The sequence below is a fragment of the Arthrobacter sp. TmtSoilC77 genome, assembly GCF_059739415.1.
This window is the reverse complement of sequence record NZ_AP046050.1, coordinates 928,974-952,863: the sequence shown is the minus strand read 5'-3', so window position 1 is coordinate 952,863 and position 23,890 is coordinate 928,974. Positions and strand designations below refer to the sequence as shown.

At 61.6% G+C, this 23,890-nt stretch carries 24 protein-coding genes; 4 read left to right on the top strand and 20 right to left on the bottom strand.

Going from position 1 to position 23,890, the window contains the following annotated elements; genetic code table 11:
- Positions 1–37: 37 nt before the first annotated feature.
- Genes AC6I99_RS04540 through AC6I99_RS04530 form a run of 3 tightly spaced genes read right to left on the bottom strand, consistent with a single transcriptional unit; the run spans position 38 to position 3,026 of the window.
- On the bottom strand, positions 38–1,444 hold the full coding sequence (locus AC6I99_RS04540) for an amidase (RefSeq protein ID WP_497960511.1): 1,407 nt from the start codon (positions 1,442–1,444) through the stop codon (positions 38–40).
- Positions 1,441–1,656, bottom strand: coding sequence for a hypothetical protein (locus tag AC6I99_RS04535; RefSeq protein WP_497946376.1), 216 nt, complete (start codon positions 1,654–1,656; stop codon positions 1,441–1,443). Before AC6I99_RS04535 ends, AC6I99_RS04540 begins: the two co-directional genes overlap by 4 nt.
- A complete protein-coding gene (locus tag AC6I99_RS04530) occupies positions 1,653–3,026 on the bottom strand; it encodes an amidohydrolase family protein (protein WP_497946379.1) in 1,374 nt (457 codons plus the stop codon). The genes AC6I99_RS04535 and AC6I99_RS04530 overlap by 4 nt, the downstream gene beginning before the upstream one ends.
- A 92-nt stretch (positions 3,027–3,118) precedes the next feature.
- On the opposite strand from AC6I99_RS04530, the gene AC6I99_RS04525 reads away from it, so the two are divergent.
- A complete protein-coding gene (locus AC6I99_RS04525) occupies positions 3,119–4,030 on the top strand; it encodes a polysaccharide deacetylase family protein (RefSeq protein WP_497960509.1) in 912 nt (303 codons plus the stop codon).
- Positions 4,031–4,125: 95 nt separating this feature from the next.
- On the opposite strand, the gene AC6I99_RS04520 is transcribed toward AC6I99_RS04525, so the two are convergent.
- The 15 genes from AC6I99_RS04520 to AC6I99_RS04450 form a co-directional block, all read right to left on the bottom strand.
- Positions 4,126–4,845: a maleate cis-trans isomerase family protein gene (locus AC6I99_RS04520; protein WP_497960507.1), complete on the bottom strand. Its 720-nt coding sequence runs from the start codon at positions 4,843–4,845 to the stop codon at positions 4,126–4,128.
- A gap of 2 nt (positions 4,846–4,847) precedes the next feature.
- Positions 4,848–5,465, bottom strand: a complete 618-nt coding sequence (locus tag AC6I99_RS04515; RefSeq protein ID WP_224094454.1) for a cupin domain-containing protein — start codon at positions 5,463–5,465, stop codon at positions 4,848–4,850.
- 113 nt (positions 5,466–5,578) lie between these two features.
- Positions 5,579–6,301 carry an aldolase/citrate lyase family protein gene (locus AC6I99_RS04510; protein WP_497960506.1) on the bottom strand — a complete coding sequence of 241 codons (723 nt, stop codon included), beginning with the start codon at positions 6,299–6,301 and terminating at the stop codon, positions 5,579–5,581.
- Between the two features lie 61 nt (positions 6,302–6,362).
- Positions 6,363–6,788: a cupin domain-containing protein gene (locus AC6I99_RS04505; protein WP_497961926.1), complete on the bottom strand. Its 426-nt coding sequence runs from the start codon at positions 6,786–6,788 to the stop codon at positions 6,363–6,365.
- Positions 6,788–7,720 carry a polysaccharide deacetylase family protein gene (locus AC6I99_RS04500; protein ID WP_224094451.1) on the bottom strand — a complete coding sequence of 311 codons (933 nt, stop codon included), beginning with the start codon at positions 7,718–7,720 and terminating at the stop codon, positions 6,788–6,790. The genes AC6I99_RS04505 and AC6I99_RS04500 overlap by 1 nt, the downstream gene beginning before the upstream one ends.
- A 38-nt stretch (positions 7,721–7,758) precedes the next feature.
- Positions 7,759–8,583: an MBL fold metallo-hydrolase gene (locus AC6I99_RS04495; protein ID WP_497960504.1), complete on the bottom strand. Its 825-nt coding sequence runs from the start codon at positions 8,581–8,583 to the stop codon at positions 7,759–7,761.
- The gene (locus tag AC6I99_RS04490; protein ID WP_497960502.1) at positions 8,580–9,353 is read right to left on the bottom strand and encodes an MBL fold metallo-hydrolase; all 774 of its coding nucleotides are present in this window, start codon (positions 9,351–9,353) and stop codon (positions 8,580–8,582) included. Before AC6I99_RS04490 ends, AC6I99_RS04495 begins: the two co-directional genes overlap by 4 nt.
- 33 nt (positions 9,354–9,386) lie before the next feature.
- Positions 9,387–10,064 carry a cysteine hydrolase family protein gene (locus tag AC6I99_RS04485; RefSeq protein ID WP_224166489.1) on the bottom strand — a complete coding sequence of 226 codons (678 nt, stop codon included), beginning with the start codon at positions 10,062–10,064 and terminating at the stop codon, positions 9,387–9,389.
- Between the two features lie 78 nt (positions 10,065–10,142).
- Positions 10,143–11,738: an ABC transporter substrate-binding protein gene (locus tag AC6I99_RS04480; RefSeq protein ID WP_224166488.1), complete on the bottom strand. Its 1,596-nt coding sequence runs from the start codon at positions 11,736–11,738 to the stop codon at positions 10,143–10,145.
- A gap of 30 nt (positions 11,739–11,768) precedes the next feature.
- Positions 11,769–12,599, bottom strand: coding sequence for an MBL fold metallo-hydrolase (locus AC6I99_RS04475; RefSeq protein WP_497960500.1), 831 nt, complete (start codon positions 12,597–12,599; stop codon positions 11,769–11,771).
- A gap of 9 nt (positions 12,600–12,608) precedes the next feature.
- Complete coding sequence (locus tag AC6I99_RS04470) at positions 12,609–13,436, bottom strand: MBL fold metallo-hydrolase (RefSeq protein ID WP_309931008.1); 828 nt, start codon at positions 13,434–13,436, stop codon at positions 12,609–12,611.
- A 51-nt stretch (positions 13,437–13,487) separates the two neighbouring features.
- A complete protein-coding gene (locus tag AC6I99_RS04465; protein ID WP_309931005.1) occupies positions 13,488–14,573 on the bottom strand; it encodes an ABC transporter permease in 1,086 nt (361 codons plus the stop codon).
- Positions 14,570–15,373 carry an ATP-binding cassette domain-containing protein gene (locus AC6I99_RS04460; RefSeq protein ID WP_224094441.1) on the bottom strand — a complete coding sequence of 268 codons (804 nt, stop codon included), beginning with the start codon at positions 15,371–15,373 and terminating at the stop codon, positions 14,570–14,572. The genes AC6I99_RS04465 and AC6I99_RS04460 overlap by 4 nt, the downstream gene beginning before the upstream one ends.
- A 2-nt stretch (positions 15,374–15,375) precedes the next feature.
- Complete coding sequence (locus tag AC6I99_RS04455) at positions 15,376–16,272, bottom strand: ABC transporter ATP-binding protein (RefSeq protein WP_497960499.1); 897 nt, start codon at positions 16,270–16,272, stop codon at positions 15,376–15,378.
- The gene (locus AC6I99_RS04450; protein ID WP_224094439.1) at positions 16,269–17,156 is read right to left on the bottom strand and encodes an ABC transporter permease; all 888 of its coding nucleotides are present in this window, start codon (positions 17,154–17,156) and stop codon (positions 16,269–16,271) included. The genes AC6I99_RS04455 and AC6I99_RS04450 overlap by 4 nt, the downstream gene beginning before the upstream one ends.
- Positions 17,157–17,597: 441 nt before the next feature.
- On the opposite strand from AC6I99_RS04450, the gene AC6I99_RS04445 reads away from it, so the two are divergent.
- The 3 genes from AC6I99_RS04445 to AC6I99_RS04435 are packed head-to-tail and all read left to right on the top strand — an operon-like array spanning position 17,598 to position 20,967.
- Positions 17,598–18,572: a branched-chain amino acid transaminase gene (locus tag AC6I99_RS04445; protein ID WP_497960498.1), complete on the top strand. Its 975-nt coding sequence runs from the start codon at positions 17,598–17,600 to the stop codon at positions 18,570–18,572.
- A 12-nt stretch (positions 18,573–18,584) separates the two neighbouring features.
- On the top strand, positions 18,585–19,550 hold the full coding sequence (locus AC6I99_RS04440; RefSeq protein ID WP_497960497.1) for an acetamidase/formamidase family protein: 966 nt from the start codon (positions 18,585–18,587) through the stop codon (positions 19,548–19,550).
- Complete coding sequence (locus AC6I99_RS04435; RefSeq protein ID WP_497960496.1) at positions 19,543–20,967, top strand: amidohydrolase family protein; 1,425 nt, start codon at positions 19,543–19,545, stop codon at positions 20,965–20,967. Before AC6I99_RS04440 ends, AC6I99_RS04435 begins: the two co-directional genes overlap by 8 nt.
- Positions 20,968–21,030: 63 nt before the next feature.
- Here the strand turns inward: AC6I99_RS04435 and AC6I99_RS04430 are convergent, their stop codons facing one another.
- Together AC6I99_RS04430 and AC6I99_RS04425 are read right to left on the bottom strand one after the other, a co-directional pair.
- Positions 21,031–22,608, bottom strand: coding sequence for a carboxyl transferase domain-containing protein (locus AC6I99_RS04430; protein ID WP_497960495.1), 1,578 nt, complete (start codon positions 22,606–22,608; stop codon positions 21,031–21,033).
- Positions 22,609–23,874: a CaiB/BaiF CoA transferase family protein gene (locus AC6I99_RS04425; protein WP_497960494.1), complete on the bottom strand. Its 1,266-nt coding sequence runs from the start codon at positions 23,872–23,874 to the stop codon at positions 22,609–22,611. It abuts the gene before it with no gap.
- Between the last annotated feature and the right edge of the window lie 16 nt (positions 23,875–23,890).

Genomic DNA, 23,890 nt, shown 5'->3' with positions numbered 1-23,890 from the left:
GGTGTCATCGGCCAAGCACTCCCTGACGCGCAGATGCCTACCCAACAGTTTGTGGCAGCATATGGACCGGCACGAACCCCTTCCATTGCGTGGCGCGCTCATAGGCTTGGGCGATCGCGAGGACCCTGGCATCGGCGTGTTCCGGTCCCATGATGTGCAGACCAACGGGCTGCCCGTTTGAGAAGCCACAGGGAATACTCACCCCAGGCATGCCGGTCAGATTCGCAGCTGAGAGCATGCGAAGGGCAGCCGAAAGGGAGTCCTCTCCGGGGGAACCAGTCAGTTCAGAGGACATCGTCTGAGCCAAGGGGGCGATCGTCGGCAGCGTAGGTGACACGAGTCCATGTACTCCAGCCTGTGCCATGGCGCGCGGCAAGAACCACCGGAGGTGCGCCCTTACCTGCCACGCCAGGTGAAGGTCCTCCTCGGAAGCCAGCGCACCTGTTTCGATCATGATGCGGGTGGCGGGCAAGTATCGTTCCGCCGCGCTGCCCAGCCGGACGCGATGATGTTGGGCAGCTTCGGAAAGAGAGATTGCGACGCTGGCATGCAGGGCAAGGTCAAGCTCGGGAAGCGGAAGTTCCACGACCTCGAATCCAAGGTCCCTGAATACACGAAGCGCTCCTTCCACGGCCTCCGTGACTTCCGCGGTAACTCCCCATTCCGACCACATTCTGCGATCGACCCCAAGCCTGACCGGAACAAGGGGGTCACGGATTTGGGCTGAGACTGGCCCGCCAAGCAGCGCCATGCCCTGTGGCTCCACCATGCCGTCCAGAAGCGCCGCGCAGTCTTCGACGCTCCGGGCAATAGGTCCCACGTGATCCATGGTGTGGCTTACGTGAAGGACGCCAGTGGAAGAAGCGACGCCGTAGCTTGGCTTGAGCCCCACCAGCCCGTTGATGGCGGCCGGGTTCCGGACGGAGCCACCGGTATCAGTGCCCAGCGCCCCGGGAATTGAGCCCACAGCAACGGCAACGCCCGATCCAACGGATGAGCCTCCTGCGTACCGGTCAGGGCCCCAAGGGTTTCGCGACGGTGGAGTTCCTTGTCCGAAGGCGAACTCGTATGTTTGAAGCTTCCCGAGGATCACGGCACCGCTTTCACGGAGCCGGCGTACCACTCCGGCGTCGTCCGGCGCGATATTCCCACGGAGGCTTTCGGAGCCGGCCTCCGTCGGCATCCCCTGGACGTCGATGACGTCCTTCATTCCGATGGGGATCCCGTGAAGGCTGCCTGCGAATTGGCCCCCGATGGCCAGGTCATCGGCGATGCGGGCCGCTTCACGTGCGCCGCGTTCGTCGATATGCGCCCAGGCCTGGGCATACTCCTCTGTGGCCCGGGCACGATCCAGAACAGCGTCGAGCAGTTCAACAGCGGACAAGTGGCGACGCCGGATGAGTACAGCTGCTTCCGCGATGCCCAGTTCCCACGCTTCCGTCAAGGATTCACCTCCCGTTTTGCGTCGGTCTCCTTTTCCAAAAGGATTTGCTGTTCAAAGGCAGCCTTCAGGGAATCCATCCCAGTCCGGAAGTCGCGGTAGGCACTCTCCAGCGCGGGAAGGTCCTGCTGGGCAATCGAAGCTCCAACCAGCTCACGGACGATTGCCAGTTGGTGACTGCTCAACGGCAGCGCCTTGTTGGATGCTTGACTCATCGGTGCGCCTCCGGGGTGAGCCGTCCATCGCGAACCACGCAGACGCCGTCTGCCAGAACAAAACGTACATCCCTGAAATCCTCGGCGTTGGCGACCACTACATCCCCGACTCGCCCAGCCTCGAGCCGCCCGCTTCCGGGTGCGATGCCCGGGACCAGATCAGCCACGGCAGAGGTTGCCATGGCGACGGCACCCGCCAGGGATCGGTGTCCGTGCGCCGCAATATCCTGGACGGCAGAGATTAGCTCGTCATGGTCCCCGTCGTGTCCATAGTCGGTCCCGATGACTGAGATCAGGCCGGTTTCCTGAAGCAGCAAGTCCCAGTGCTCGCGCGTAGTCACCGTTCGCCGGCGGTGCAGGAGATCAAACACTGAAGCCTCAGCCGGCCAACCCATTTTTCTGCCCAGGACAGCCAGTTCGTAGGCCTCGGCTGGCGTGTGGGACGGGTGGTTGGCGTGCGCGGCAATGACCGTGGCTCCCGTTCCAGCAAGCTCGGGCATCAGTTCCCTTAAGACGCTGGAGGTCGCGGATGCGCTGTGCACGATGGCTGGCACGCCAAACTTCGACGCTGCACGGACGCCCTCCCTGATTCCTTCAATGGCCGGGACAAATGACGGCATCACGGTGTCCCTGACGAGCTTCGCCAGCTGGGTAGCTGTGAAGGCGTCCGCCAGGCCTGCGTCCTGCGCCGCCGCAGCAAGGGCTGCCGGATCAAATGCGCGGGTATCGATAAACCTGCCCAGGACTGCTTCCTTGATGCGGCGGGCTTGATCAATGGTGACTCGAATGCCGGAGGATTTTTGGATAGCCGCGGGGATATAAACAAGGTCCTGCCCTCCCCCGCCCAACGTTTGACCGCCGCCCAACTCACCGATGGCGACAGCGCCGTCGTCGAGCATCCGCTCAATGGTGAGTTCGCCCGCTTCGGTTGTGAGACCCTGGCCATCCGCCAAAGCTGCGGCCCGCAAGCAATGCGGTAAATGCGTCGTTGCACCACGGACGTGTACGGCGTGCCTTTTGTCTGCTTCGCGGACATCGTCCATGGATGCGAAACCACAGAGGCTGAGCACCGTGGTGGTTCCCGCCAGAAGGTGCCTGTCCAGATTCGCCATCCATCGCTCGGCAGGCAGCGCCGGTGCCGCACTCGGGAACAGCGGGCCCGGGGTCACTCCGTGGGTGTGGATATTAATCAGGCCTGGCATGACCACGCACCCGGATGCCTCGATGACTTCGCCGTTAAACGGCTGATCTGCATCCCATCGGTGGAGCACATCCGCGATGCGGCCATCGCGGATGACTACCGCGCCGCCGTCGATGACTGTGTCGCCGGACGCCGTAATAACGGTGCCTCCACGGATGAGCGTAGACATTCAGGCCCCTCTCGGCTAGTTTCATCATATCGAAGTTTGCTTCACTATAGCCGTAACGCTGCGGCGCAGGAACCCCCGAGATGGAGAAGCCAATGGCACAGCCACCCACGCAGCGGGATTTCGTCGGATATGGCGAAACGCCGCCAGAGTTCCGCTGGCCGGGCAATGCCAGGGTGGCAGTTTCCCTCGTGATCAATGTGGAAGAGGGCGCTGAGCGCAGCATCGCCCGCGGCGACAAGGCGGACGACCTGGCGGCACACTGGATTCCCGCCCAGCCAGCAGCAGTGCGCAACATCGACCTGGAATCGGCCTTCGAATACGGCTCCAGGGCCGGCATCTGGCGCTTGCTGAGGATCCTGCGGAAACACGGAGTCCAAGCGACCGCCTTCTGCTGTGCCGCAGCGTTGCAGCTCAACCCTCCAATTGCTGCAGCGTTGGTTCGCGACGGTCATGAGATCGCAGATCACGGGTACCAGTGGGACACGCACACAGACCTCGACGACGACGCGGAGCAGCGCCTGATTGTCGCGTCCAGGGACGCGATTATGGAGAGTACAGGCCACGTCCCCACGAGTTGGTACTCGCGGGATGGACTCAAACCGGGGACCCGACAGGCTCTCGCTACCAACGGGTTCGCGTACGAATCGAACAGTTTCAATGACGACCTGCCGCATTGGGGCAGTGGCCAAGGAAATCCGCGCCTTCCAGTCCTGCCGTACGCGGGTGATACCAACGATTCCGGGCTGTTCAAGCAATTCCCCACCGCGACAGCGTTCGGCAACCACCTCACCGCCGCATTGGACATGCTGCTCGAAGATCCCCGCGGCGGCCCCTCCGTGATGAGCGTCGGACTACACCCCCGGCTCATTGGACGGCCGGCGTACGCAGTGGCGCTCGAGCGATTCATCTCCCACGCACGCCAGAAGGATGCCTGGTTCGCGACACGCATGGACATCGTCAATGCCTGGCTGGACGTTACGGCGGGCGGAGCAGACGACCGCTGAACACACGACGGCGGCGGGTCACCGGCGTTGCAGGGCACCTCATAGGGCCTCCGGGAAGCTGCCCTCGGGCCACTTCCATTCAGGGCCAGCCGCTTCTACTCCAAGGCCAGGAGCGCTCCCCATCCCGGGATCGGCCGGGCGACCCCGGCAATGCGGAGCAGGTGCCAAAGAGTCGCGATGGCACTGTCGACTACGGGAATGCCGAACTCCTGCTCAAGGCCGGCGACGAAGTATCCCGAGCGAAGGTTGGTTCCGATGCACACCACGGCATCCATGTCCGCAGTGAAGGCCGGCCTCATCAGGCCCACGACTCCGGACTTGTCCAGTCGGGCTATTTCCGGGTTGGTCATCACCACCTCAGGAAGCGAAATGCCTGTGACGTCAATGCCGTGGGCCGCGTACTCCTGGTGAATCAGGGAAGCAATAGTGGCGGGCCCTGGAAAAACGAGGCCGACGCGCGTCGCCTTCAAGACTGCAAGGGCCTCGACGACGGCCACGGATGCGGTGGTTGCGGGCGCGCCGCACACGGACTCAAGTCCGGCACAAAGTCCCTGATCGCCTGCGATGCCCGTCCAGGAACCGGATGTGCCGTGGAAGGCGATGGCTTGCAGCTCGGCGTCATTCAACAGGGAAGGAGCCTCTCCGAGGACTCCCAGGTCAACTGGATCATCAAGCCGGGGAGGCAGACGGAAGCGGCTGTAGTGCACTCCAAGATCGGGCTGTTCCGCAAGGATCGATGCTGTGAGGGTTTCCGCATTCGAATTGCTCGACGGCACCAGGATGCCAAGCCTGGTCTTCGGGCCGGGAGTGCCCACGTTTAGTGCGCTTTGCCGAGAGAGGGCGGCGTCGAGATCGCGAGCATGACTGCGGCCGAATTCGTTTGGTTGCTCCACCAATGTGGCAAGGAAGCGTCGTACGTCAGGCTGTCGCCGGCTTCCAGCACGAAATCCTGGCCACCGATGGTCGCCACCAGAGTGCCGGCCTGCAGGATGACACATTCCTCGCCCTCGTGGGAGTGCGGAACGTGTGCGCCCTCGAAGTTGGCTGGAATGGTCATGCTGATGACGCCGAGCTTGCGCTCCGAATCCGGAACGATCAGCTCCATGATGATGCCCTGGGAAGGAATTTCGATGCGTCGCCGATCGGCCCGGCGTACCAGCATGTGGTCCTGGCCCTCATTCGGGTCCATGAACATGCTTGCCAACGGAAGGTCCAGCGAGTTTGCCAAACGAAGCAGCGTCGCAAAGGAAGGATTACCGATTCCGCGCTCGATCTGGCTAATGAGTCCCGCGCTGACGCCTGCGCGTTCAGCAAGCTCCTCCACCGTGAAACGGCCGAGGCGTTGCTGTTTGATCATGGCCCCGAGATGGGCAATCCAGAAGTCGCGTTCCAGGGACTCGGTTACTTCGCCTTGTGCTGTGTCTGTACCGTCCACGACGACTCCTTCATTAGTCCTCGGTTTTGCGTCAGTATATCGAAGATGATTTCGCTTGGATGCCTTTTTGAAGGCAACGGTTTCGACGGCGGATGCGTCCTTGGCAAGGTTGCTCACGCCGCCCGCAACCCGGCGTAACCGGTAAGCATGGAAGCAACCTCTTTCTCCCAATAGACGGCACAACGGTCAGCGCCACGGCTGAAAACAGTCGCCGCTGCGGCCATTGCGGGCGCAGGAACTCCAATGCTGTAGCCAGCCCCTGCAACAATGTCGACCACATGCTTGATGGCATCCTGCAAGGCTTCGGGGCGCTCTTCTCCATGTCGACGGAGATCCGTGCCCAGGTCAGTCGGACCCACCCACCCTCCGGCAAATGCGTCACTGTCAACGAACTCCTTGACCCGTTCCACAGCTTCTGCCGTCTCGAACAACACGGTCAACAAGGGAGAGAAGGAATAGTCCAACCCAAAGGACGAAGCGGGCGTGACTTGGTGGGGACGTGAACCCACGGGGGCGTACCTCGTAGCCTCGTAAGCCCGTTCGAGTTGGTCCACGGTGCGCAGCTGCGGAAGGACTATCTCGTCTACCCCGGTGTTCGCGAAGGCCACCAGTGTGTTCGGTTCCAAGTCCGGTACCCGCACTGCCACGTGCACCCCGGAGCCAGCCAGCCGTTGCACTGCATCACGGCATTGCCGGACGGAAATCCCCGTCTGTTCAGCGTCCAGGACAAGGAAGTCAACCCCGGCATGCGCGAGGAGTGCCAGCAAAGTAGGGGTGGGGTCGGCGGTGATGATGCCAACGCTGCGTTTCAGGACCGGAGGCTGTTCCTGGTTCACGTGTGGTCCTCCTGAAAGTGATGATGACGAATGGATCTGGCCTTGGCGTCCGCTGGAGACTTCACTCATCCGGGACGAATAGCCAGTCAGCAGGCTTGCTCACACCCACTACGAGATCCACATTCTCTGAACCGTCGTTGGTGAGTCCGTGGGTAGTCCCGCGGGGGATGTAAATGCCATCGCCCGGTTTTGCCCGGTAAGTGAGGTCGCCAAGATGGACAATCGGGGTCCCGCTGACGACAACATAGAACTCTGATGCGTCCGGGTGATGGTGGCAGAGGTGGTGCTGGCCGGGAAGGATCCGGCCCCAGCTGACGCACAAATCATCTGAACCGCTGAGGTCCCGGGAGATGAGTGTGCTGACCAGGCCTTGGTCGCGCTGACCGTTGAGTCCTACCTTGTCCAAGGCAGTAAAGCCTTGCTCATGGACGTTGTGCACCAGCCGATCGATGTTGACTGTGGCTGTTTGCCCGTCTCCGGTTCCCATCACGCCGCCCCCTCGAAAGCAGCCTCGGCCGGTCTGGCGTTTACCTCCACGGGCGGGTGCTCCATCCACCACCGCGCAATCTCCTCACGGGTGGCGAACCAGACTCCCTCTTTGGCAAGGGCGTACTCAAGAAAACGGCGCACTCCGTGGGCAACGCTGGGCCGCCCGCCAATCCTCAAATGCAGCCCGACTGACATCATCTTGGGCACGGTTTCGCCTTCAATCAGCAGGCAGTCCAGAGAGTCCCTCAACACGTTGAAGAAATCCTCCGCGGTGCCCAGGCTCCCGTTGCCCCAGAAGCGGGCATCGTTCGTGTCACCCGAGTATGGCACCACCAAGTGATTGTGCGTGCCGGCCTTCACATAGTAGGGAAGATCGTCTGCGTAGGAATTGGAATCGTAAAGAACGCCTTCCTCGGCCAGGATGGTCCGGGTGTTCTCGGTGATGCCCTCACGGACATACCAACCCACCGGCCGCACTCCGGACACGGCCTCGACGGCGGCCAAGGACTTCCGGATTTCCTGCCGTTCTTCATCCGGCTCCATTCCCACCGTTCCGCGCCACTTGTAGCCGTGGGCGCAGATCTCATGACCATCCCGGACAATAGCAACGGCCGCGTCCGGATTCCGTTCAAGGGCAGCTCCACAGGCCATAACGGTTGCTGGAACGTTGTACTCCCTGAACATGCCCAGGTATCGCCAAATGCCGACGCGGCTGCCGTATTCGAAGAAGGACTCCTTCATAAGGCTGCGCCGCGAGGGGTCAGAGGACCATCCGCCAAAGATGGAAACGTCCTCGTCCCGCTCATCTCCTGCTTCGATGGAACTTTCAGCGCCTTCCTCGTAGTTCAGCACCAAGGAGACGGCAACCTTGGCACCGTGAGGCCAAGTGACAATCGGGGGATTCTCCCCATATCCAATCAGGTCCCGCATTGACTCTCTCCTTGCTGTTCATGGTGACGGGAGTTCATTTAGAGCCGCCGTCCTTCGTAAACCTTGCGGTGGGCCGCCAGCGATGTCTTGAGCATGCCCTGAACGTCATCAATGACGTTTCCGTGGGCGGGCCCTATCAAGGTGGCTGGGTAGTTTTCCAAGGATTCCTCGATGCTTCGGAACGCTCTGCCGACATCAACGAATTTGGTCCAGTACAGCGCACGGCCCGTGCCATACGCCGCCTGCTCCACGGACGGCGGTTCCGGCATCTCAGATGAGAGCAAGCGGCACTGCCCTGGCAGATGCACGGGTTCGTCGTCCTCATCCGGTCCCGGTATGTCGTGGATATAGGAAAAGCCATCGGAAACAAACATGATCCCCGCACCGGAGTCGTAGCCCCAGAGAGTGTTCTCCAGGTCGCGGATGTAAGCCGGAAGGAAATGGAACTCCCTGTCCCCCAGATCAATCGACTCCCCAGCACGCTTGGCTTGCAGACGATCTGCATACTCGGGGAAATGGAGTGCATAATCACGAACGTCCCCAACTACGACAGCCGAGGGATAACGCTCCAACAGAACGGGAAGATTACCAGCATGCGGGATTTCCGGATGCGTCGGGAAGACGTAGTCCAGCGATCTGCTTCCAAGGGCATTCTCCAGTTCGGCCAGGACCGTATCCCTGTGCGCGGGATCTCCCGTGTCCACCAGGATGGATGCTTCGGAGCCCATCACCAGATAAGACGAGACGTGGTAGTGGACTTCCTGTCCCTCGGCGCTGGCGGACAGGCAACCGCCCAGCCAATGCACACCCTCTGCGATGACGCGACCCTTGGTGGACTCCCCGCCCGAAACCTCGACACTCACTGGCTACCTACCTTCCTGATCGCCTCGGCCAGGATGGCGGCCTCGGCGGCAGATTCGCTAGCGCCAACGATTGGCTCGCCGTACCCGGGTCCGATCGCCTCAACCTGCCGCCGAAGGACTACTTCTTCAACGTCCCGCCCAATGTCCCTCGTATCCGCCTGGGCAAACCACTGGAACTTATGCAGTCCCGCCGCCGGGGAGCTCCCCACGGAGCTGTCTGGGGAGCGATGCGTGAATGCGTCCGAGGTCAGGAGCACCTTGGAGACTGGATCGAAGATCCAAAGTGTTGGCAGCAGCCGCATCAACGGCGATACGAACTCCAACGTCAGGCCGTCCATAACCTCCACTTCACGGGAGGTTCCAGGATTGACCATGATGCGCTGCGGTGATGCAGCCATCCTCGGCACCGTAATTCCCCCGGTGTACCAGACCGATTCGACATTGAACCGTGCTTCGATGGCCGGAAGGTTCAGGCAACATTCCATTTCCGTTCGTGTCAGCACCACAACCAGTGGTTCCCCTTGTTCCAGGAGAGAGTCCAGCTGCCGGATGATGTCTGCCTCATGAAGCCGGATACCCGTATCCACCAGCACCGAGCCGTTGTCTCCCTTAATGAGGTAGCAATTGACAGCCTGGGTGGTTCGGGTGCCGGGCGGGCACCAGCTGACGTTTTCATCCAGGACGATATTTGCTCCCAAACGATAAATGCGGTCTCCGATGAGGCTGTGGGCGCCGGTGACCGCCGCCCGTTGGGCTATACGTGGATTCAACGGCTTCTCCTCTCCGTGGTTCCGTCGGTCGAATCAGGAGCTGGCGCGGGCCGAATCCCACACCTCAATGGCTTGGTCCAGCGTGCAGACATCGTGGCGGGCCCTCATGACAGTCAGCGCAGCGTCGTGGATCACGGTGTCGTAGGCGCCCACGGCGTCCTCGATCAGGACTGCATAGAAGTCGTTATGAACCGCGTCCCGCAGCGTGGCCTCGACGCAACCGCCTGTAGAGACGCCTACCAAAGCGACTGATTCGATGCCCTGGCTCCGTAGCAGGAGCGCCAATTCCGTGCCCACGAATGCGCTGGGGCGGCGCTTGGTGATGACGACTTCGCCTTCTTCAGGCATGCACTCGGCGCAGAATTCCGTGGCCGGATCGCCCTTGAGGCTGAGCCTCCCAAGATCGATCGGCCGCCCGTTGGCAGCCGTGTACAAAGCCCGCAGCCAAGCGGCGGGCGAGCTGGCGCCGTCGGGAAGGTTTTCGACCCGGATGTGGAAGATCGGCACGCCATTCTTCCGCGCAGACTCAATTGCCCTGCCGCAGTTCTTGGCCACGGCAGGCATCATGCTCAGGTCGTGGCCGGAATCGCCGATGGCGCCGCCGGCGTAGACGGCTCCTTCCTGCATATCGATAACCACAAGGGCCGTAGTGGCCGGATCCAGTAACTCCTGCAGGGTGTCGCGGACCTGCTTTCCGCAGATTTCAATCATCGAAGTCTTCCTTCTGTAGGGTGATGCCGGCCGGGTTTCGACGGCGACCGGCCGGCATCACGCGTAGCTACCGGCGGCCTAGCGGCCCAGGGAATTGAAGTAGATTTGGCCGTTGGTCAGTGGAACCGCACCCGTGAGACCGTCCCTGGTAACCAGCACTCCCCTGGTTTCAACGAGCGACAGAATGGCTGCGCCCTCGTCCACCAGCCCGGCCATCTTCTTCAGGAGGCCATCGCGCTTTTCCGTTTCCTGGTCCGGAGTGGCTGCGAGTTCGCTGCGTGCCTTATCGAACTCCGGGTTGGACCACCCGGTGCTGTTGCTGGGAGCGGCCGTGCCGTAGAACGCGTAGCTGTAGAAGGCGGGATCGGCAATGACGATCGGCTCCGAGTACAGCACCGCCTGGTACCGGCCATCGATGAGCGCCGTCGAGAAGTCGGTGGAGCTGGCCACATTCTGCAATTGGACGTCGATGCCGACTTCCTTGAGCATGGACTGGATCAGGACCGCCGACTTGGCGGCTACGGGTCCAGGACGCGTAACGCTGTAGCTAAGGGTCATCGGGAAACCATTGCCATATCCGGCTTCGGTGAGCAGCTTCCTGGCCTCGTCCTTGTTGAACTTGTAGATCGGGGAGTCCCCGACATTGGGGAAGATCGAACCTGCGGGTTCACCAAAGCCGGCGTACGCACCCTTGATCAGCGCCTCGCGGTCGATGGCCATGGAGACTGCGTGCCGAACCTTGGGGTCGGCAAGCGGACCGGTCTTCGTGTTGATCATCATGGTGTCGCGGGTCTGGCTGGGGCAGTTGAGGACAGTCACGCCGGGAGACTTCTCCAGTGACTTGTACTGGTCGTATTCAAACCCATTGGCTACCTGCACTTCGCCGGTTTCCACCAACTGGCTGCGGGTAGCGGTGCTCTGGACAGCCTTGACGGAAACGCGCTTAACCGTTCCGCGAGTGCCCTCCCACTGAGGATCGGCCGTCACCGTCAGGGAAGCTCCGGGAGTAAACTCTTCCAGCTTCCAGCCGCTGTAGTCGGCGAGGTTCTTGGAAAGCCAGGCGTTGGCGGTGGGGTCATCCGCCGTGGCATGCTTCTTTGCCTCGGTGCTGTCGTGGATGTAGAAGAGGTTGTTTTGCAATGATTCTTCTGTGTAAGAGGTAAGCCCCGTGGTGTTCAACTGGAAGGTGCGCTCGTCGATCACCTTGACCAGATTGTCAACGTTGAAGCCGCTGCTCTTCAGCGTCCCCTTCATAACCGGCTGACGCTTCATGCCGATGTCGAAGCTCCATCGGACATCCTCGGCCGACAGTGTGTTTCCAAACTGACTGGTGAGCTTGCGAAGGGTGACTATCACGCCCGTTCCGTCGGGGCTTGGTTTGGCGCTTTCGGCCAGCCTGCCCGATACCTCTGTGGACGGCGCGGGGCAAGACTTTCCGTCGCTTGTTCCAACCTTGTATTCGAGGAGTTGCGAGCCGAGTCCACTCAGCACCACGTGGGAGGCGCTGCCGCCCCACGGTGCGGGCGTCAGGCTGTCAGGCAGGGCGCCCACAGCAACAACAACGTTTTCAATGGATTTGGTAGCTGCAGTTTGCGGGGCTGGACCCCCGCAGGCAACAAGGCTTGTGGTGAGGGCTATTGCAGCGCCTCCGGTGAGCAAACGCAGACTTTTCATGAAGGTGGCTCCGTTTATTGGGGGGGGAAGCTACGGCTGTGCAGTCTCGTAGCGGTATGCCCGCTTGTGGCCGGCCCGGATGATGGGCTCCACATCGCGGATGTTGCTAATGAAATTGCCGTGGGTTGGGGCCACGGATGTGACGCCGAGTTCATCAATAAGGTGAAGGACGCGGTCATATACTGCGTCTGCGTCGTTTGCGAAGCGTGCCCAATAGAGGGCACTTCCGGTGAAGAAGGCCGCGTTCTCGACGGCGATGGGAACCTGCAGTTCTCCGGTGGTCAAACCGCATTCGCCCGGGAGGTGTACCGGGTCTTCGTCGTCGAGCTCGGGGCGGTGCATGTAACAGAAACCGTCGGCGGTGAAGAGCACGCCGGCTCCAGGCGCGAATCCCCATTGGGTGTTGGGCAAGTCCCGGATGAGGGCTTCCACCACCACAAACTCCTGCCCACCAAGATCCACCTTGTCCCCGGGCACCTTTGCGTGGAGATTCGGAATGATCTGCGGGTAAAACAAGTGGTAGTCGCGGATGTCACCCACCACCTGGATATTCGGATACTTCTCCACGAGCCTTGGCAGGTTTCCGGTGTGCGGAAGCTCAGGGTGCGTGGGGAAGACGTAGGTCAGCTCCCGTCCATCCAGCAGCTCATCCAGAGTGCTTGAAATGATTGGCCAACTGGACGGGTTACCGGTATCGACCAGGATTGACGAGTGTTCGCCCTGGACCAGGTAGGTGGAGTTATGGCCGTGGATCACGCGGTCGGCCAAGTGGAACGGGAGGCAGGAACTCATCCACGTGACGCCCTTCGCGACGCTGCGTGGGAGGTCGCTGCTCATCGTCTCTACGAGTTGTTCTTCCATGATTCTCTCCTAAACCAACTGCGGGGTTAGCGCGTCGAGCATGAAATCGAGGTGCCGCCGAACCACGTCGCGTCCTTTGAGAACGCAGCCGCGGGAAGGTGCGATGATCTCTGGATCCAAGGTGTCGAACTTGTCCTGAAGCCACTCCCTCAGGGGCTCGCACGTGGAGCGCGGGATCCACTCGTACTTCGCATACAAGTGTCCGGCCACCTGTTCCACCGTGGTGGTGTCCTCCACCGTGGAGTCGATAATGCGCTTGCCGTCGGGCCGGTCCATAACGCCGTGCGTGAAGGTATCCGAGGTGAACAGCGTGCCCGTTTCCTGGTCCCAACCCCAGAAGGTGGGAAGGAGGCGCAGGAGGGGCGATTCCACCTGGAGCACGCGGCCGGGTGCTATCTGGATCTCGGCAGCCCTGGCCAGGGAGTCACCTTCTTCGGTTCTGTGCGCGTCGATCTGGTGGCGCCTCCCGCGTAGTGCCATCCTGCTCAGGTCATCGAAGGCATCGAAGGGGTTGATCACCCCGCCAGTGAAGAGCCGCTCGATGTCGAACCGCCCGGCGATCCGTTCGAGGTTGGACACACAGTCCATCTCGCTTCGGGTGAAGAAGATGGATACTCCCCCGCCTTCACCAATGAGCTCCGCCAGGTCGTCAAGGATCTCTTCGCTGTGGACAGCCAAACCTGAATCAACCAAAAGGCTGGAGGTTCCTTCGGCCAGGAGGTAGGCGTTCGACGGCTGGAAGCCTGTTGCACCTTGCGGAACCCAGCTCACACGGCCGTCGAGCGGGATGTTCCCGCCAAGGACCGTCAACTTGTCTGCATGCAATGAAGTGAACATATCTTCAATCTATTGAATCTGGAGGGTTTGTCAAGGATTTTCTTTGGGCGCCTAACCCTGCTGCACGGCAGGCTCTACGACCGGCTCTGCAGCAGGGGCCGGTTTCGAGGGACGCCTAACGCCACTTTTTACGTTGTTGCGTGTCCTGGGATCCAGCAGCGTAATCAGGGTGTCCAACAGCACATAACCAAGGAGGCTGGTAGCACCCATGATCAGCACAAACCCCTGTATGACGGGTACGTCGCCCTTAAGCACCCCGTCCAATGACCAGCCACCAACACCTGGCCAGGAGAAGACACTTTCCACAATTGCCGCACCGCTCAACGCGGCGGCAAACAACAGCACCATGTAGGTCATCAAGGCTCCCCTCACGTCGCTGAGGGCGTAGCGGAACACCTGCAGCGGCTTCAGTCCGCAGGCCCTCGCAAATTCGATCTGCGGTGAGTTGAGGACTTGGAGGAGACCGGTCCTGACGGTCTTTCCAAAGGGAGCCGCAAAAAACAAGCCCATGGTGATAATCGGCAGCACTGCCCTGCTGAGGATGGATTGCATCGTCCCCCATTGCCCGGCGAGCATCGCATCCAGCGCCAAAGATCCCGTGACTTTAGGTGGCGGGATATCGGAGCTGGAAAGCATGCCCAAGGGTGCGGGGGCCAGATGGAGTTGCTGATAGAAGATAAAGAGAAGAAGGAGCGCCAGGACAAACTCCGGCATGGCCATGAGGACGGAGACCCCTGCAGTGAATGCCTTGTCTGCCACGCGCCCATATCGGTAGGCCGCAAGGGTACCCATTCCCATTCCAATGAGCAGGGCCAGCACCAGCCCAGGCACCAGATAGACAAGCGTGTTGGGCAACCGCGTCCAGATCTCGCTGGAAACCGAGCTTCCGGTGAAGAAGGAATTTCCCAGATCTCCGCTCAACGTCCGGCCAATGTAATCGAAGTAGCGGTCCCAAAAAGGCTTGTCCAAACCGAGCTGGCTATTGATCCGGGCGATATCAGTTTCAGTAGCGTACTCACCCAATAGCGCCACGGCCGGGTTACCGGGGAGCAGGGAAACCAATCCAAAGCTCAGGGTAATGAGACCCAACAGGAGTAAAAGGGCAATAACAATACGGGAGAGGATGTACCGGATCATGCCATGGCCTCCTTGGCTCCTGGGTTGTAGGGAATGGGCGGCATTGCCGCGGACATCAGGGCCTGCGTGTAGGGCTCCTGGGGATTTGAAAGAACGTCATCCGTGGAACCTGTTTCAACGAACCGTCCGCGGTGCATGACAGCCACGCTGGTACAAAAGTGACGGACTGTATCAATGTCGTGGGAAACGAAGACATAGGTCAGGCCCCTGGCCACCTGGAGCTTGGCCAACATGCGCAGGATGGATGCCCGGATGGTCAGGTCCAGTGAGGACGTCGGTTCATCCAGGACCACCAGCGTCGGGTCAGTGACGAGGCAGCGGGCAATGCCCACCCGTTGCTGTTGCCCACCACTGAGGTTGGCGGGACGCCTGCCGAGGAAATCCTGCGACAACCCCACCTCTTCGAGCGTGTCCGTGACACGGCGCAGACGTTCAGCCCGGGAGCCATATGTCTTCGCAACGATCAGCGGCTCTTCGACGATTTGGCGGATCGTCAAACGCGGGTTCAGGGACGCGAAAGGCTCCTGGAACACAATCTGCCAGCGCCGGCGTCGTTTTCTTAGCTGCGCTTTCGACAAGTCCCGGATGTCCTCGCCCTCCAGGAGGATCGTGCCCGAATCGGCTTCAATGAGCCTGAGAATCAGGCGGCCCAGTGTGGACTTGCCGGAGCCGCTCTCGCCAATGATTCCCAAGGTTTCGCCCCGTTCGACGGCCAATGAGACTCCGTCCACCGCAGTGACGAGTTGCCCTTGGGGGCTTCGGAACGTTTTCCTGACATCCTTCAGTTCGATGATGGGCATGGTTAGGCACTCCTGGATGGAGAGAGAACGGTGGGATTCGTTGTGTCGGAAGTTTTCGGCTGCGTGCCGGCAGGCCTCTCGGCCTCCGGCTCTGCTTTGCCGGGCGCAGCGGCCTTCGGCTGCACTACTGAGTCAAGCAAGGACACGGTGTAGGGATCCTTCGGATGGACAAAAACCTCAGACACGGGACCATGTTCAACAATCCGGCCGCGGTACATCACCAGGACGCGATCGCAGTAATTGGCCACCACTCCAAGGTCATGCGTGACGATCAACATCGACCGTCCACTCCCTTTCGTCAACCGGGTGAGCGTGTCCAGTACCTGGCGCTGCACGGTGAGGTCCAGGGCCGTGGTCGGTTCATCCGCAATAACCAGACGTGGGTTGAGGTACAGCGCCATGGCGATGACGACGCGCTGAGCCATACCGCCGCTGAGCTCGTGCGCATAGCCACGCATTACCCGTTCGGGTTCGTTGACACCGGAGGAGGCCAATAAGTCCAGCGCCCGGCCACGTAATTCGGCGTCCGCCCTCAGCCCGTGGGCTTTGGCGATGTTTGCGAACTGCTTCTCGATGCGGACCACCGGATTCAACGCGCTGAAGGGGTTCTGCGCCACGAAGCCGATCTCTTTGCCACGGATATGGCGAATCTGCCGCTCAGGCAAACGGACCAGATCCTGGCCGTGGAATTCGGCAGTACCTTCCATGACGCGTCCGGGAGGCATCAGCAGCTTGATCACCGAGCGCACAACAGTGGACTTCCCTGATCCCGACTCACCCACGATGCCCACGACTTCGTTGACGCCGACATCGAAGGAGATACCGTGCAGGGCCCGCGTTATTCCGCCGCGGGAGTGGAACTCGGTGACGAGGTCCTGTACGTGAAGTCCTGTCATCATCGCGCCCTTTCCACTCGCTCGATCTTGGTTTCGATTCCCCCGGCGATCACGTTCAGGGAACCAATCGCCAGGAGCATGGCAAGCGTGGGAAAGGCAGCAGCCCACCATTCCCCGCGAATCAGCATGCTGACGCCATCGTTGATCATTGCCCCCCACGTGGGTGTAGGCGGCTTCACGCCTACACCCAGGAAGTTCAATGCAGCAATGGTTCCGAGCGCGTTGGCAGCGGTGAGCGTTGCCTGCACCAGGACCACGCCATATGCGTTGCGGAAGATGTGGTTGAAGGCGATGCGGATCGGAGAACAACCAATCGCTGCGGCAGCCTCCACATATCGCGCGGACCGAAGTGCCAGCGCCGCAGCGCGGGAAAGTCGCACAAACCTGGGCGCAGCCACAATAGCGATCGCAAGGACCACGTCCGTCGCCCCACCACCCATCAGCTTGATGGAGACCACCGCGATCACAATGATCGGAAGGGCTGCAAATGCGTCAATGACGCGCATGATGGCATCGCCGAGCTTGCCGCTCGTTGCGAACAGGCCCAAAGGAACGCCAACTACCAGCGACAGTGCCGTGGCGGCGAGGGCAACTGGAAGGTCCAGCTTCGCAGCCTCGATGGTGCGGGAGAAAATGTCCATCCCATTTCCATCAGTGCCAAACCAATGGGTGCCGTTGGGTGCAATACCGATTGCGTCCGTATCCGGACGCAATGGGTCGTGCGGCAGCGGAGCCACCATGGCCATAAGCGGCAATCCCACAATGATGGTCACCGCGATTGCGACCATGATGGTGCTCGACCGGTTCATCAGGAGGCTCTGGCCGCGGCGGGCCCACCCCGTGACGCGGAGGCCGGGCGATGTACGCGGAAGCCCTTGAATGCTCATGGAGCCTCCTCACGAAGTCCGCGGGAGTTTGAGAGGGAGTTGTTAGGTGTGCTCGCGTTGAGCCCACTCACAATGTATTGAAGATCGTCCTGGCTACGGACCGATGGCTGGTACATGTTCAGCTCCTGTTCGGACCTTGACGGGCGAGGGCCTCATATCAAAGTCTCATCACTTTATTGAATTTGACTGTAGCGCCAAGTGTGACGAATTGCACTCCTTTTTGGGAAAATCGCCGGATTGGCGCACTTATAGGAGCTGCAGTGCGGATTCTGCCACGCTTGCCCCTCCGTGGCCACTTGTGCCCCTGGAAGCGGCCACAAGACAGTCGGAACCATTGACATCACCGAGAAGTGACTTCAATATAGTGAGCAAGTGCCGCTTGAGATGAAGCTGCTGGCTGTCATGCCCGCCAGCACAGATAAATGAGGAACGGAACCTACCATGGACGACTTTCAAGAAGCAGCAGCCGCAGTTGGCACCAGGCAGCCAGCTCCCGGCCAGCCAGTAAAGTACCTCCTCCACGACGGTGAGCTGGTGGACTATGCCGATGCCCGCCTTCATGTGCTGAGCACATCACTGAAGTACGGCGTCGGGGTCTTTGAGGGCTTCCGCGCGTACTGGAGCGAGGACGAGCAGCAACTGTACGCGTTCCGGGTGGCCGACCATATGAAGCGACTGATCGATTCCATGCGGGTCGTGGAAATCGAGGGCCCACAGGACATCGACCAGCTCGGCGACCAGCTGCTCGGACTCATTCGCGCCAACGACCTGCGGGGCAACCTCCATATGCGGGCGCAGGTATTCGTCGATTCCAAGGATGGCAAGCCGGAAGACACGGGTCCCTCTACTGTCTTCATGGCAGCCATTCCCATGGGCAACTACTTCGGCGCAACTGGCCTGGATGTGCAAATCAGCAGTTGGGCCCGCCTCTCCGATCGGTCCATGCCGCCCAGGGTCAAGTCAATTGCCAATTACCAGAACGGGAGGCTGGCCCTGTTGGAAGCCAAGCGAAACGGCTATGACGCCGCGCTGCTTCTTACCGAAAGCGGACATGTGGCTGAAGGCGCCGGTTACAACGTCTTCATGGTCCGCCAAGGGAGGCTCTGCACTCCCCCCGTCACCGACAGCATTCTTGAAGGAATCACCCGGGACAGTGTCCTGCACCTCGCCCGGACGGAACTGGGGCTCGACGTCGACGTCCGGCCCATCGACCGCACCGAGCTGTACTCAGCTGAGGAAGTGTTTGTCTGCGGCAGTGCCGCAGAAGTAAACCACGTTGCCTCGGTTGACCGCACAACTATCGGCGACGGAACAGCCGGAGACCTCACCCGCAGCCTCCAGGACCTCTACCGTAGGGCCGTGATCGGGCAGGTCGCCCAAGACCAGAACTGGGCAATACCCGTCTACCCGTCCTGAATGGAGGCACCCATGAACGAAACGCAGACGCTGCAGGAAGTGCCGCGCGTCGGATTTGGCAACGCCTCACTATCCTTCGAGTCCGCAGCCAAACCAGAACTTACCGTCGATCAGGGCGAGCATTTCTGGCTGGATGCGCGCAGCCTGCTCACTGGTGGCCTCTTCGAGGAGACCGGGGAGTACGAGAAACTGTCCATCCCTGTCACTGGTCCGGTTGCCATTCGCGGAGTGAACCCCGGCGATATTTTGCGAATAGACATCCACGAAATCAGGATCCACGATCGCGGTGCGATGGTGACGCTGCCAGGACGCGGCGGGTTCACCGACGGCCTGGGACGGGCAGGCCATGTAGTGGAGATCGCCAATGGCCATGTTGTGTTCGATGAGGACACAACCATTCCTGTGCGTCCCATGGTGGGGAAGATCGGAGTGGCACCTGTGGGTGCCGGCCCGAACTCCAGCACCGTAGGAATCCATGGCGGCAATATGGATTGCAAGGACGTAACTGCAGGTTCCGCCGTCGTGATCCCTGTCCAAGTAGCCGAGGCGATGCTGTACGCCGGCGACCTGCACGCGGCGCAGGGGGATGGCGAGTGCTCGCTGACCGCGGTCGAGGTCGAAGGCAGCGTGCGGCTCTCCTGCACGGTTGTTCCTGGGCCCACAATTCGAGTTGCAGACGGCATCCAGCGGCCAGTGGTCCTCAGCGGCGGTTCGGTCATAACAATCGGCGACGGCGACACCCTGGATGAGGCGGCAAGGCTCGCCTTGGACGACATGCTGGAACTGCTCCAAAGCGACAGGCAATGGTCGCGCGAAAAGACCGCGATGCTGCTGAGCGCGGCCGCGGACGTGTCCGTTTCACAACTGGTCAACGCCCGTGTCTCGGCCAAGGTCACGCTGGCCTCGCGCTATTTCAGAACTGAACCCTTCTCCTTGGAAACTCCCGACACTACGAATGCGCAGGTCCCCCATGTTTGATCTCCTCCTGACCAATGGGTTGGTCGTCACGCCCTCCGGAGCCAGCAAGCTGGATATTGGTATTTCCGATGGCAAGATCGTCTCGCTTCGGGCACCGGGCGCGGGCGCACCCGACGAAGCCCGGCAGACGGTGGACCTTAAGGGTCAGCTCGTGGTGCCCGGCGGCGTGGACCCACACGTCCACACGAATTCCGTCCTTCCAACCGCTGCCGAGAGCGGCATCATGTGCTTCGGACCGGACCGCGTCAGCGAGGGCGCCATTTACGGCGGGACCACCACGCTTGTTGATTTCGCACATTGGAAGCCCGGTGACGAACTGTCGGAATCGTTCGCGCGGAAGTCCGCCGAGTGGGCCGGCTCTACCTACACCGATTACGCGCTGCATGGGACGTTCAAGGAACCCGAAATTCCCTTCGAGGTTTTGGAGCAGATTCCTGACGCCGTGGCAGGCGGCCACGGCAGTTACAAGGTGTGGATGACGAATACGACGCCGACGCGGCCGAAACAGAAAACTGACTTGGGCAACATGTGGGGGCTGATGGAGCAAACGGCTGCCGCCGGCGCGATGCTCGCTGTGCACGCCGAAGACGACGACATCGTCATGTACTCCTACAAGAAGTTGCAGCGGGAGGGCAAGACCGGCATCGAGTACATGCATCACGCACACAACAACCTGTCCGAGAAACTTTCATTTCAGCGGGCGATTACGCTTGCCCAGCACGTAGGTGCACCCATCTACCTGATGCACGTCAGTGCGCGCGAAGGCGTGGACGCCATTCGCGAGGCCCGCGGACGTGGCCAGGCTGTATACGGAGAGATCCTTCCCCACTACGCCTATTTCACAGCGGACGACTACCGGCAGAAGAACGGCGCGATTTATCACACGTACCCGTCTCTGAAGTCCGAGGATGACCGTGACTCGATGTGGGAATCGCTGCTCAATGGCTCGCTCAGCACCCTGGCCACTGATGGAGTGTGCACCGATCTGGACGTCAAAACGCGTGGCAAGACCATATTCGACGCCACCGGAGGCCATGCCGGGGTGGAAATGCGGATGGCCGTGGCCTACACCGAGGGCGTCGCAAAGCGTGGCCTGGACCTGACGCGTTTCGTCGATATAACGTCTGCGAATGCGGCGAAGATCCTTGGCCTCTATCCACAGAAGGGCGTTATCTCGATTGGCAGCGACGCTGACCTGGCAGTCCTTGATACCAGTGCGGAACGCCAAATTACGGCCTCGGATCTTCACGAGGCAGACTACACACCCTGGGAGGGCTACAAAGTTGCGGCGTGGCCGAGCATGACCGTGCTCCGCGGAACAATCGTGGTGAAGGACCGGAAGCTACTCAAGGGTCCCGGAGGTTCCCTGCTCAAACAACGCGTGTCCAGCGACGTGCTCAACCGGCCGGCTTGCTGACTGCCCCGCAAGGATAGGCTGAAGCCCTGCCCGCTGGCCGAGGAACGGGCAGGGCTCCGGCCGCTACGACACCAGCGCGCGATACTTTGCCCGTCGCTGCTGGAGCCCGGGGGCACCCCGCCGGGCAAGGCCTTGGAGCTCGACGGCGATCACGTCACCTATGCGGCGGCAGAAATCAACGGGTTCTTCCGCGGCATCGGGATTCTCCTCCACCACCACGTCTACCACTCCGCTGGCTGCGAGCGCGGCAGCCGTGATGCCCTGGCTCTCCGCGAGTGCCTGTGCGTGCGAAACGGTCCGGTGCACGATGGCGCTGGCACCCTCCGGCGGCAGCGGTGCGAGCCAGGCGTTCCGGGCAGCGATGGTCCGGTCGGCGGGCAGCAGTGCCAGTGCCCCTCCTCCGGTACCTTGGCCCATCATGACCGATAACGTTGGCGTTCCGAGGCCCAACAGGTCATAGAGGGACCGGGCAATTTCGGTGGCCAGCCCACCCTCTTCGGCTTCCTTCGACAGTGCGGCACCTGCAGTGTCGATGATCGTGACGAGCGGCAGGTTCAGTTCCTCGGCGAGCCGCATGCCACGCCGCGCGTCCCTCAAGGAGGCGGGACCCATCGCTACGGGCCTGTCAGCAGCAGCTGCATCGGAGCTGGTGCGGTGATGCCCCACCACCACACAGGAGGTCCCGCCAAAGCTGGCCAGCGCCACGAGCATTCCGTGGTCCTTGGTGCCATCGCCCGCACCGCGCAGCAGCACCACACCGTCCGCGGTCTCCCGGAGAAGCTCACCCGGAGACGGCCTGAGCGGATCCCTTGAGCGCAGCACGGACTCCCACGCGCCTACGTCCGAGGTCACTGCAGCCCCAGCATCCCGGGACGTGGCTGGGGCGTCCGCGCTGAGCAGGGAGGCAGCCACCGGGGTCACGGCAACGTCAGGACGCAACAGGTCCAGAACACGCCCAAAGTAATCGCGCAGTCCTTCAGCGGGAACCACGGCGTCCACCAGGCCGTGATCGAACAGGTTCTCGGCGGTCTGCACTCCTGAAGGGAACTGCTCGCCATGCAGGGCCTCGTACACGCGCGGGCCGAGGAACCCCAAGAGAGCACCCGGCTCAGCCGCGGTGACGTGCCCCAACGAACCCCACGACGCCATGACGCCCCCGGTGGTGGGATGCCGCAGATACACCAAATAGGGCAGCCCGGCCGAACGATGCGCCTGGACCGCCGCCACAATCTCCACCATGGCCAGGAACGCACTGGTTCCTTCTTGCATGCGGGTCCCGCCCGACGCCGGCATGGCCACGAGCGGGAGGCCCAGATCCGTTGCACGTTCGACGGCGGCTACGAGCCTTTGCGCCGCGTCTCGCCCGATCGAGCCGGCCAGGAAGGCAAAGTCAGATGCGACAACCACCACGCGGTGGTAGCGTATCCGGCCTTCGCCCGTGAGGACGGACTCATCACTGCCGGACTTCTCGTGCGCCGCTTCAAGGTCGGCAGCGTAGTCAGCGGACACAGCATCAGCCGAACCCGAGGAACCCTGCGCGCCACGAACCGGACGATCCCACGAAACGAAAGTCCCGGCGTCGAGCGTTTCCTCCAGCAACTCCCGGACTCCAAGCCGACGGCGGGTGGCAGTTGTCGCCATTCAGCCCACCTCCCCGGCGGCGAGCCATTCGCGGATACCGTCGCCGTGCTGGTTGAGCAGCGGCGGCGCGGTGTGGGCACGGCGTGTGGACTCAGCGCCGTCGGCGTTGTCGAAGAAGCGCAATGGAGGCCCCGGCAAAGTGACGGGCCCCAGAACGGGGTGTTCGACGCCCACCAGCAGTCCTTGCGAGGCAAGCTGCGGCCACTCGTAGACTTCCTTGAGTGTCCGGACTTTCCCGGCCGGAATGCCTGCGTCGCTGAGCTTGGCGAGGAGTGGCTCGGCGTCGTAATCGGCGAAGGCAGCCTCCACAACGTCGATGACATGGGAGCGGTTTCGGACCCGGTCCGCGTTCATGGCCAGGCCAGGAGCGTAGGGGTCGATTCCAAAGGCGGCAGCAAACGCCGCCCACAGCTTCTCGCTCCCGACGCTGATCTGGACACTGCCACCCCGGCAGCGGAAGAGCCCGTACGGCGCAATGGACGGGTGATGGTTTCCCTGCGCTTCCGGGGCTTCACCGGCAACGGTGACCTTGGTGCCCTGGAAGGCGTGGACACCCACAAGGGACGCAAGCAGCGACGTCCGCACCACTTGCCCGCGGCCCGTATGCTCCCGTTCCAGCAAAGCAGCCACCACGCCATACGCACCGTACATCCCGGACAGGAGATCGGCGATCGGCACACCCACCCGCTGTGGATCATTGGGCCCGGAACCGGTGAGGGACATGAGCCCGGCTTCGCCCTGCACGATCTGGTCATAGCCGCTGCGGTGCGATTCAGGACCGTCATGGCCGAAACCTGTGATGGAGAGGATCACCAAGCGCGGGTTGATGCGGTGCATGGCGTCGGTGCTGAAGCCGAGCCGTTCCAGAACCCCTGGCCGGAAGTTTTCCACCACGACGTCGGCGCGCTCCAACAGTTGACGGAGGACTGTCCGGCCGTCCTCGCTCTTGAGGTCCAGCGTGAGGGATTCCTTGTTGCGGTTGCAGGACAGGAAGTACGTAGCTTGCGGATCGTCCTCCGGACCCACGAACGGCGGACCCCACCCGCGCGTATCGTCTCCCGTACCCGGGTTTTCAATCTTGATGACCCGCGCCCCAAGATCGCCCATCATCATGGCGGCGTGCGGACCGGCAAGTGCCCGGCTGAGGTCCACCACGAGCCTGCCGGCGAGCGGGCCTTGGGCTGATTGCAGGTTTGGGCTTACCGACGGCGGTGCGTCTGTGGCGCTTTGTGGTTGGGTCAAAGAATCTGTCAGAGCTGAAGTCATGGGAATGTCCTTGAAA

Coding starts and splice junctions, on each gene's coding strand:
- AC6I99_RS04440 (WP_497960497.1), top strand. CDS start 18,585: ATGAACGAAACGCAGACGCTGCAGGAAGTGCCGCGCGTCGGATTTGGC.
- AC6I99_RS04430 (WP_497960495.1), bottom strand. CDS start 22,608: ATGGCGACAACTGCCACCCGCCGTCGGCTTGGAGTCCGGGAGTTGCTG.
- AC6I99_RS04475 (WP_497960500.1), bottom strand. CDS start 12,599: ATGGAAGAACAACTCGTAGAGACGATGAGCAGCGACCTCCCACGCAGC.
- AC6I99_RS04450 (WP_224094439.1), bottom strand. CDS start 17,156: ATGAGCATTCAAGGGCTTCCGCGTACATCGCCCGGCCTCCGCGTCACG.
- AC6I99_RS04525 (WP_497960509.1), top strand. CDS start 3,119: ATGGCACAGCCACCCACGCAGCGGGATTTCGTCGGATATGGCGAAACG.
- AC6I99_RS04425 (WP_497960494.1), bottom strand. CDS start 23,874: ATGACTTCAGCTCTGACAGATTCTTTGACCCAACCACAAAGCGCCACA.
- AC6I99_RS04500 (WP_224094451.1), bottom strand. CDS start 7,720: ATGCGGGACCTGATTGGATATGGGGAGAATCCCCCGATTGTCACTTGG.
- AC6I99_RS04455 (WP_497960499.1), bottom strand. CDS start 16,272: ATGATGACAGGACTTCACGTACAGGACCTCGTCACCGAGTTCCACTCC.
- AC6I99_RS04445 (WP_497960498.1), top strand. CDS start 17,598: ATGGACGACTTTCAAGAAGCAGCAGCCGCAGTTGGCACCAGGCAGCCA.
- AC6I99_RS04470 (WP_309931008.1), bottom strand. CDS start 13,436: ATGTTCACTTCATTGCATGCAGACAAGTTGACGGTCCTTGGCGGGAAC.
- AC6I99_RS04535 (WP_497946376.1), bottom strand. CDS start 1,656: ATGAGTCAAGCATCCAACAAGGCGCTGCCGTTGAGCAGTCACCAACTG.
- AC6I99_RS04435 (WP_497960496.1), top strand. CDS start 19,543: ATGTTTGATCTCCTCCTGACCAATGGGTTGGTCGTCACGCCCTCCGGA.
- AC6I99_RS04480 (WP_224166488.1), bottom strand. CDS start 11,738: ATGAAAAGTCTGCGTTTGCTCACCGGAGGCGCTGCAATAGCCCTCACC.
- AC6I99_RS04465 (WP_309931005.1), bottom strand. CDS start 14,573: ATGATCCGGTACATCCTCTCCCGTATTGTTATTGCCCTTTTACTCCTG.
- AC6I99_RS04485 (WP_224166489.1), bottom strand. CDS start 10,064: ATGATTGAAATCTGCGGAAAGCAGGTCCGCGACACCCTGCAGGAGTTA.
- AC6I99_RS04505 (WP_497961926.1), bottom strand. CDS start 6,788: ATGGGAACCGGAGACGGGCAAACAGCCACAGTCAACATCGATCGGCTG.
- AC6I99_RS04530 (WP_497946379.1), bottom strand. CDS start 3,026: ATGTCTACGCTCATCCGTGGAGGCACCGTTATTACGGCGTCCGGCGAC.
- AC6I99_RS04460 (WP_224094441.1), bottom strand. CDS start 15,373: ATGCCCATCATCGAACTGAAGGATGTCAGGAAAACGTTCCGAAGCCCC.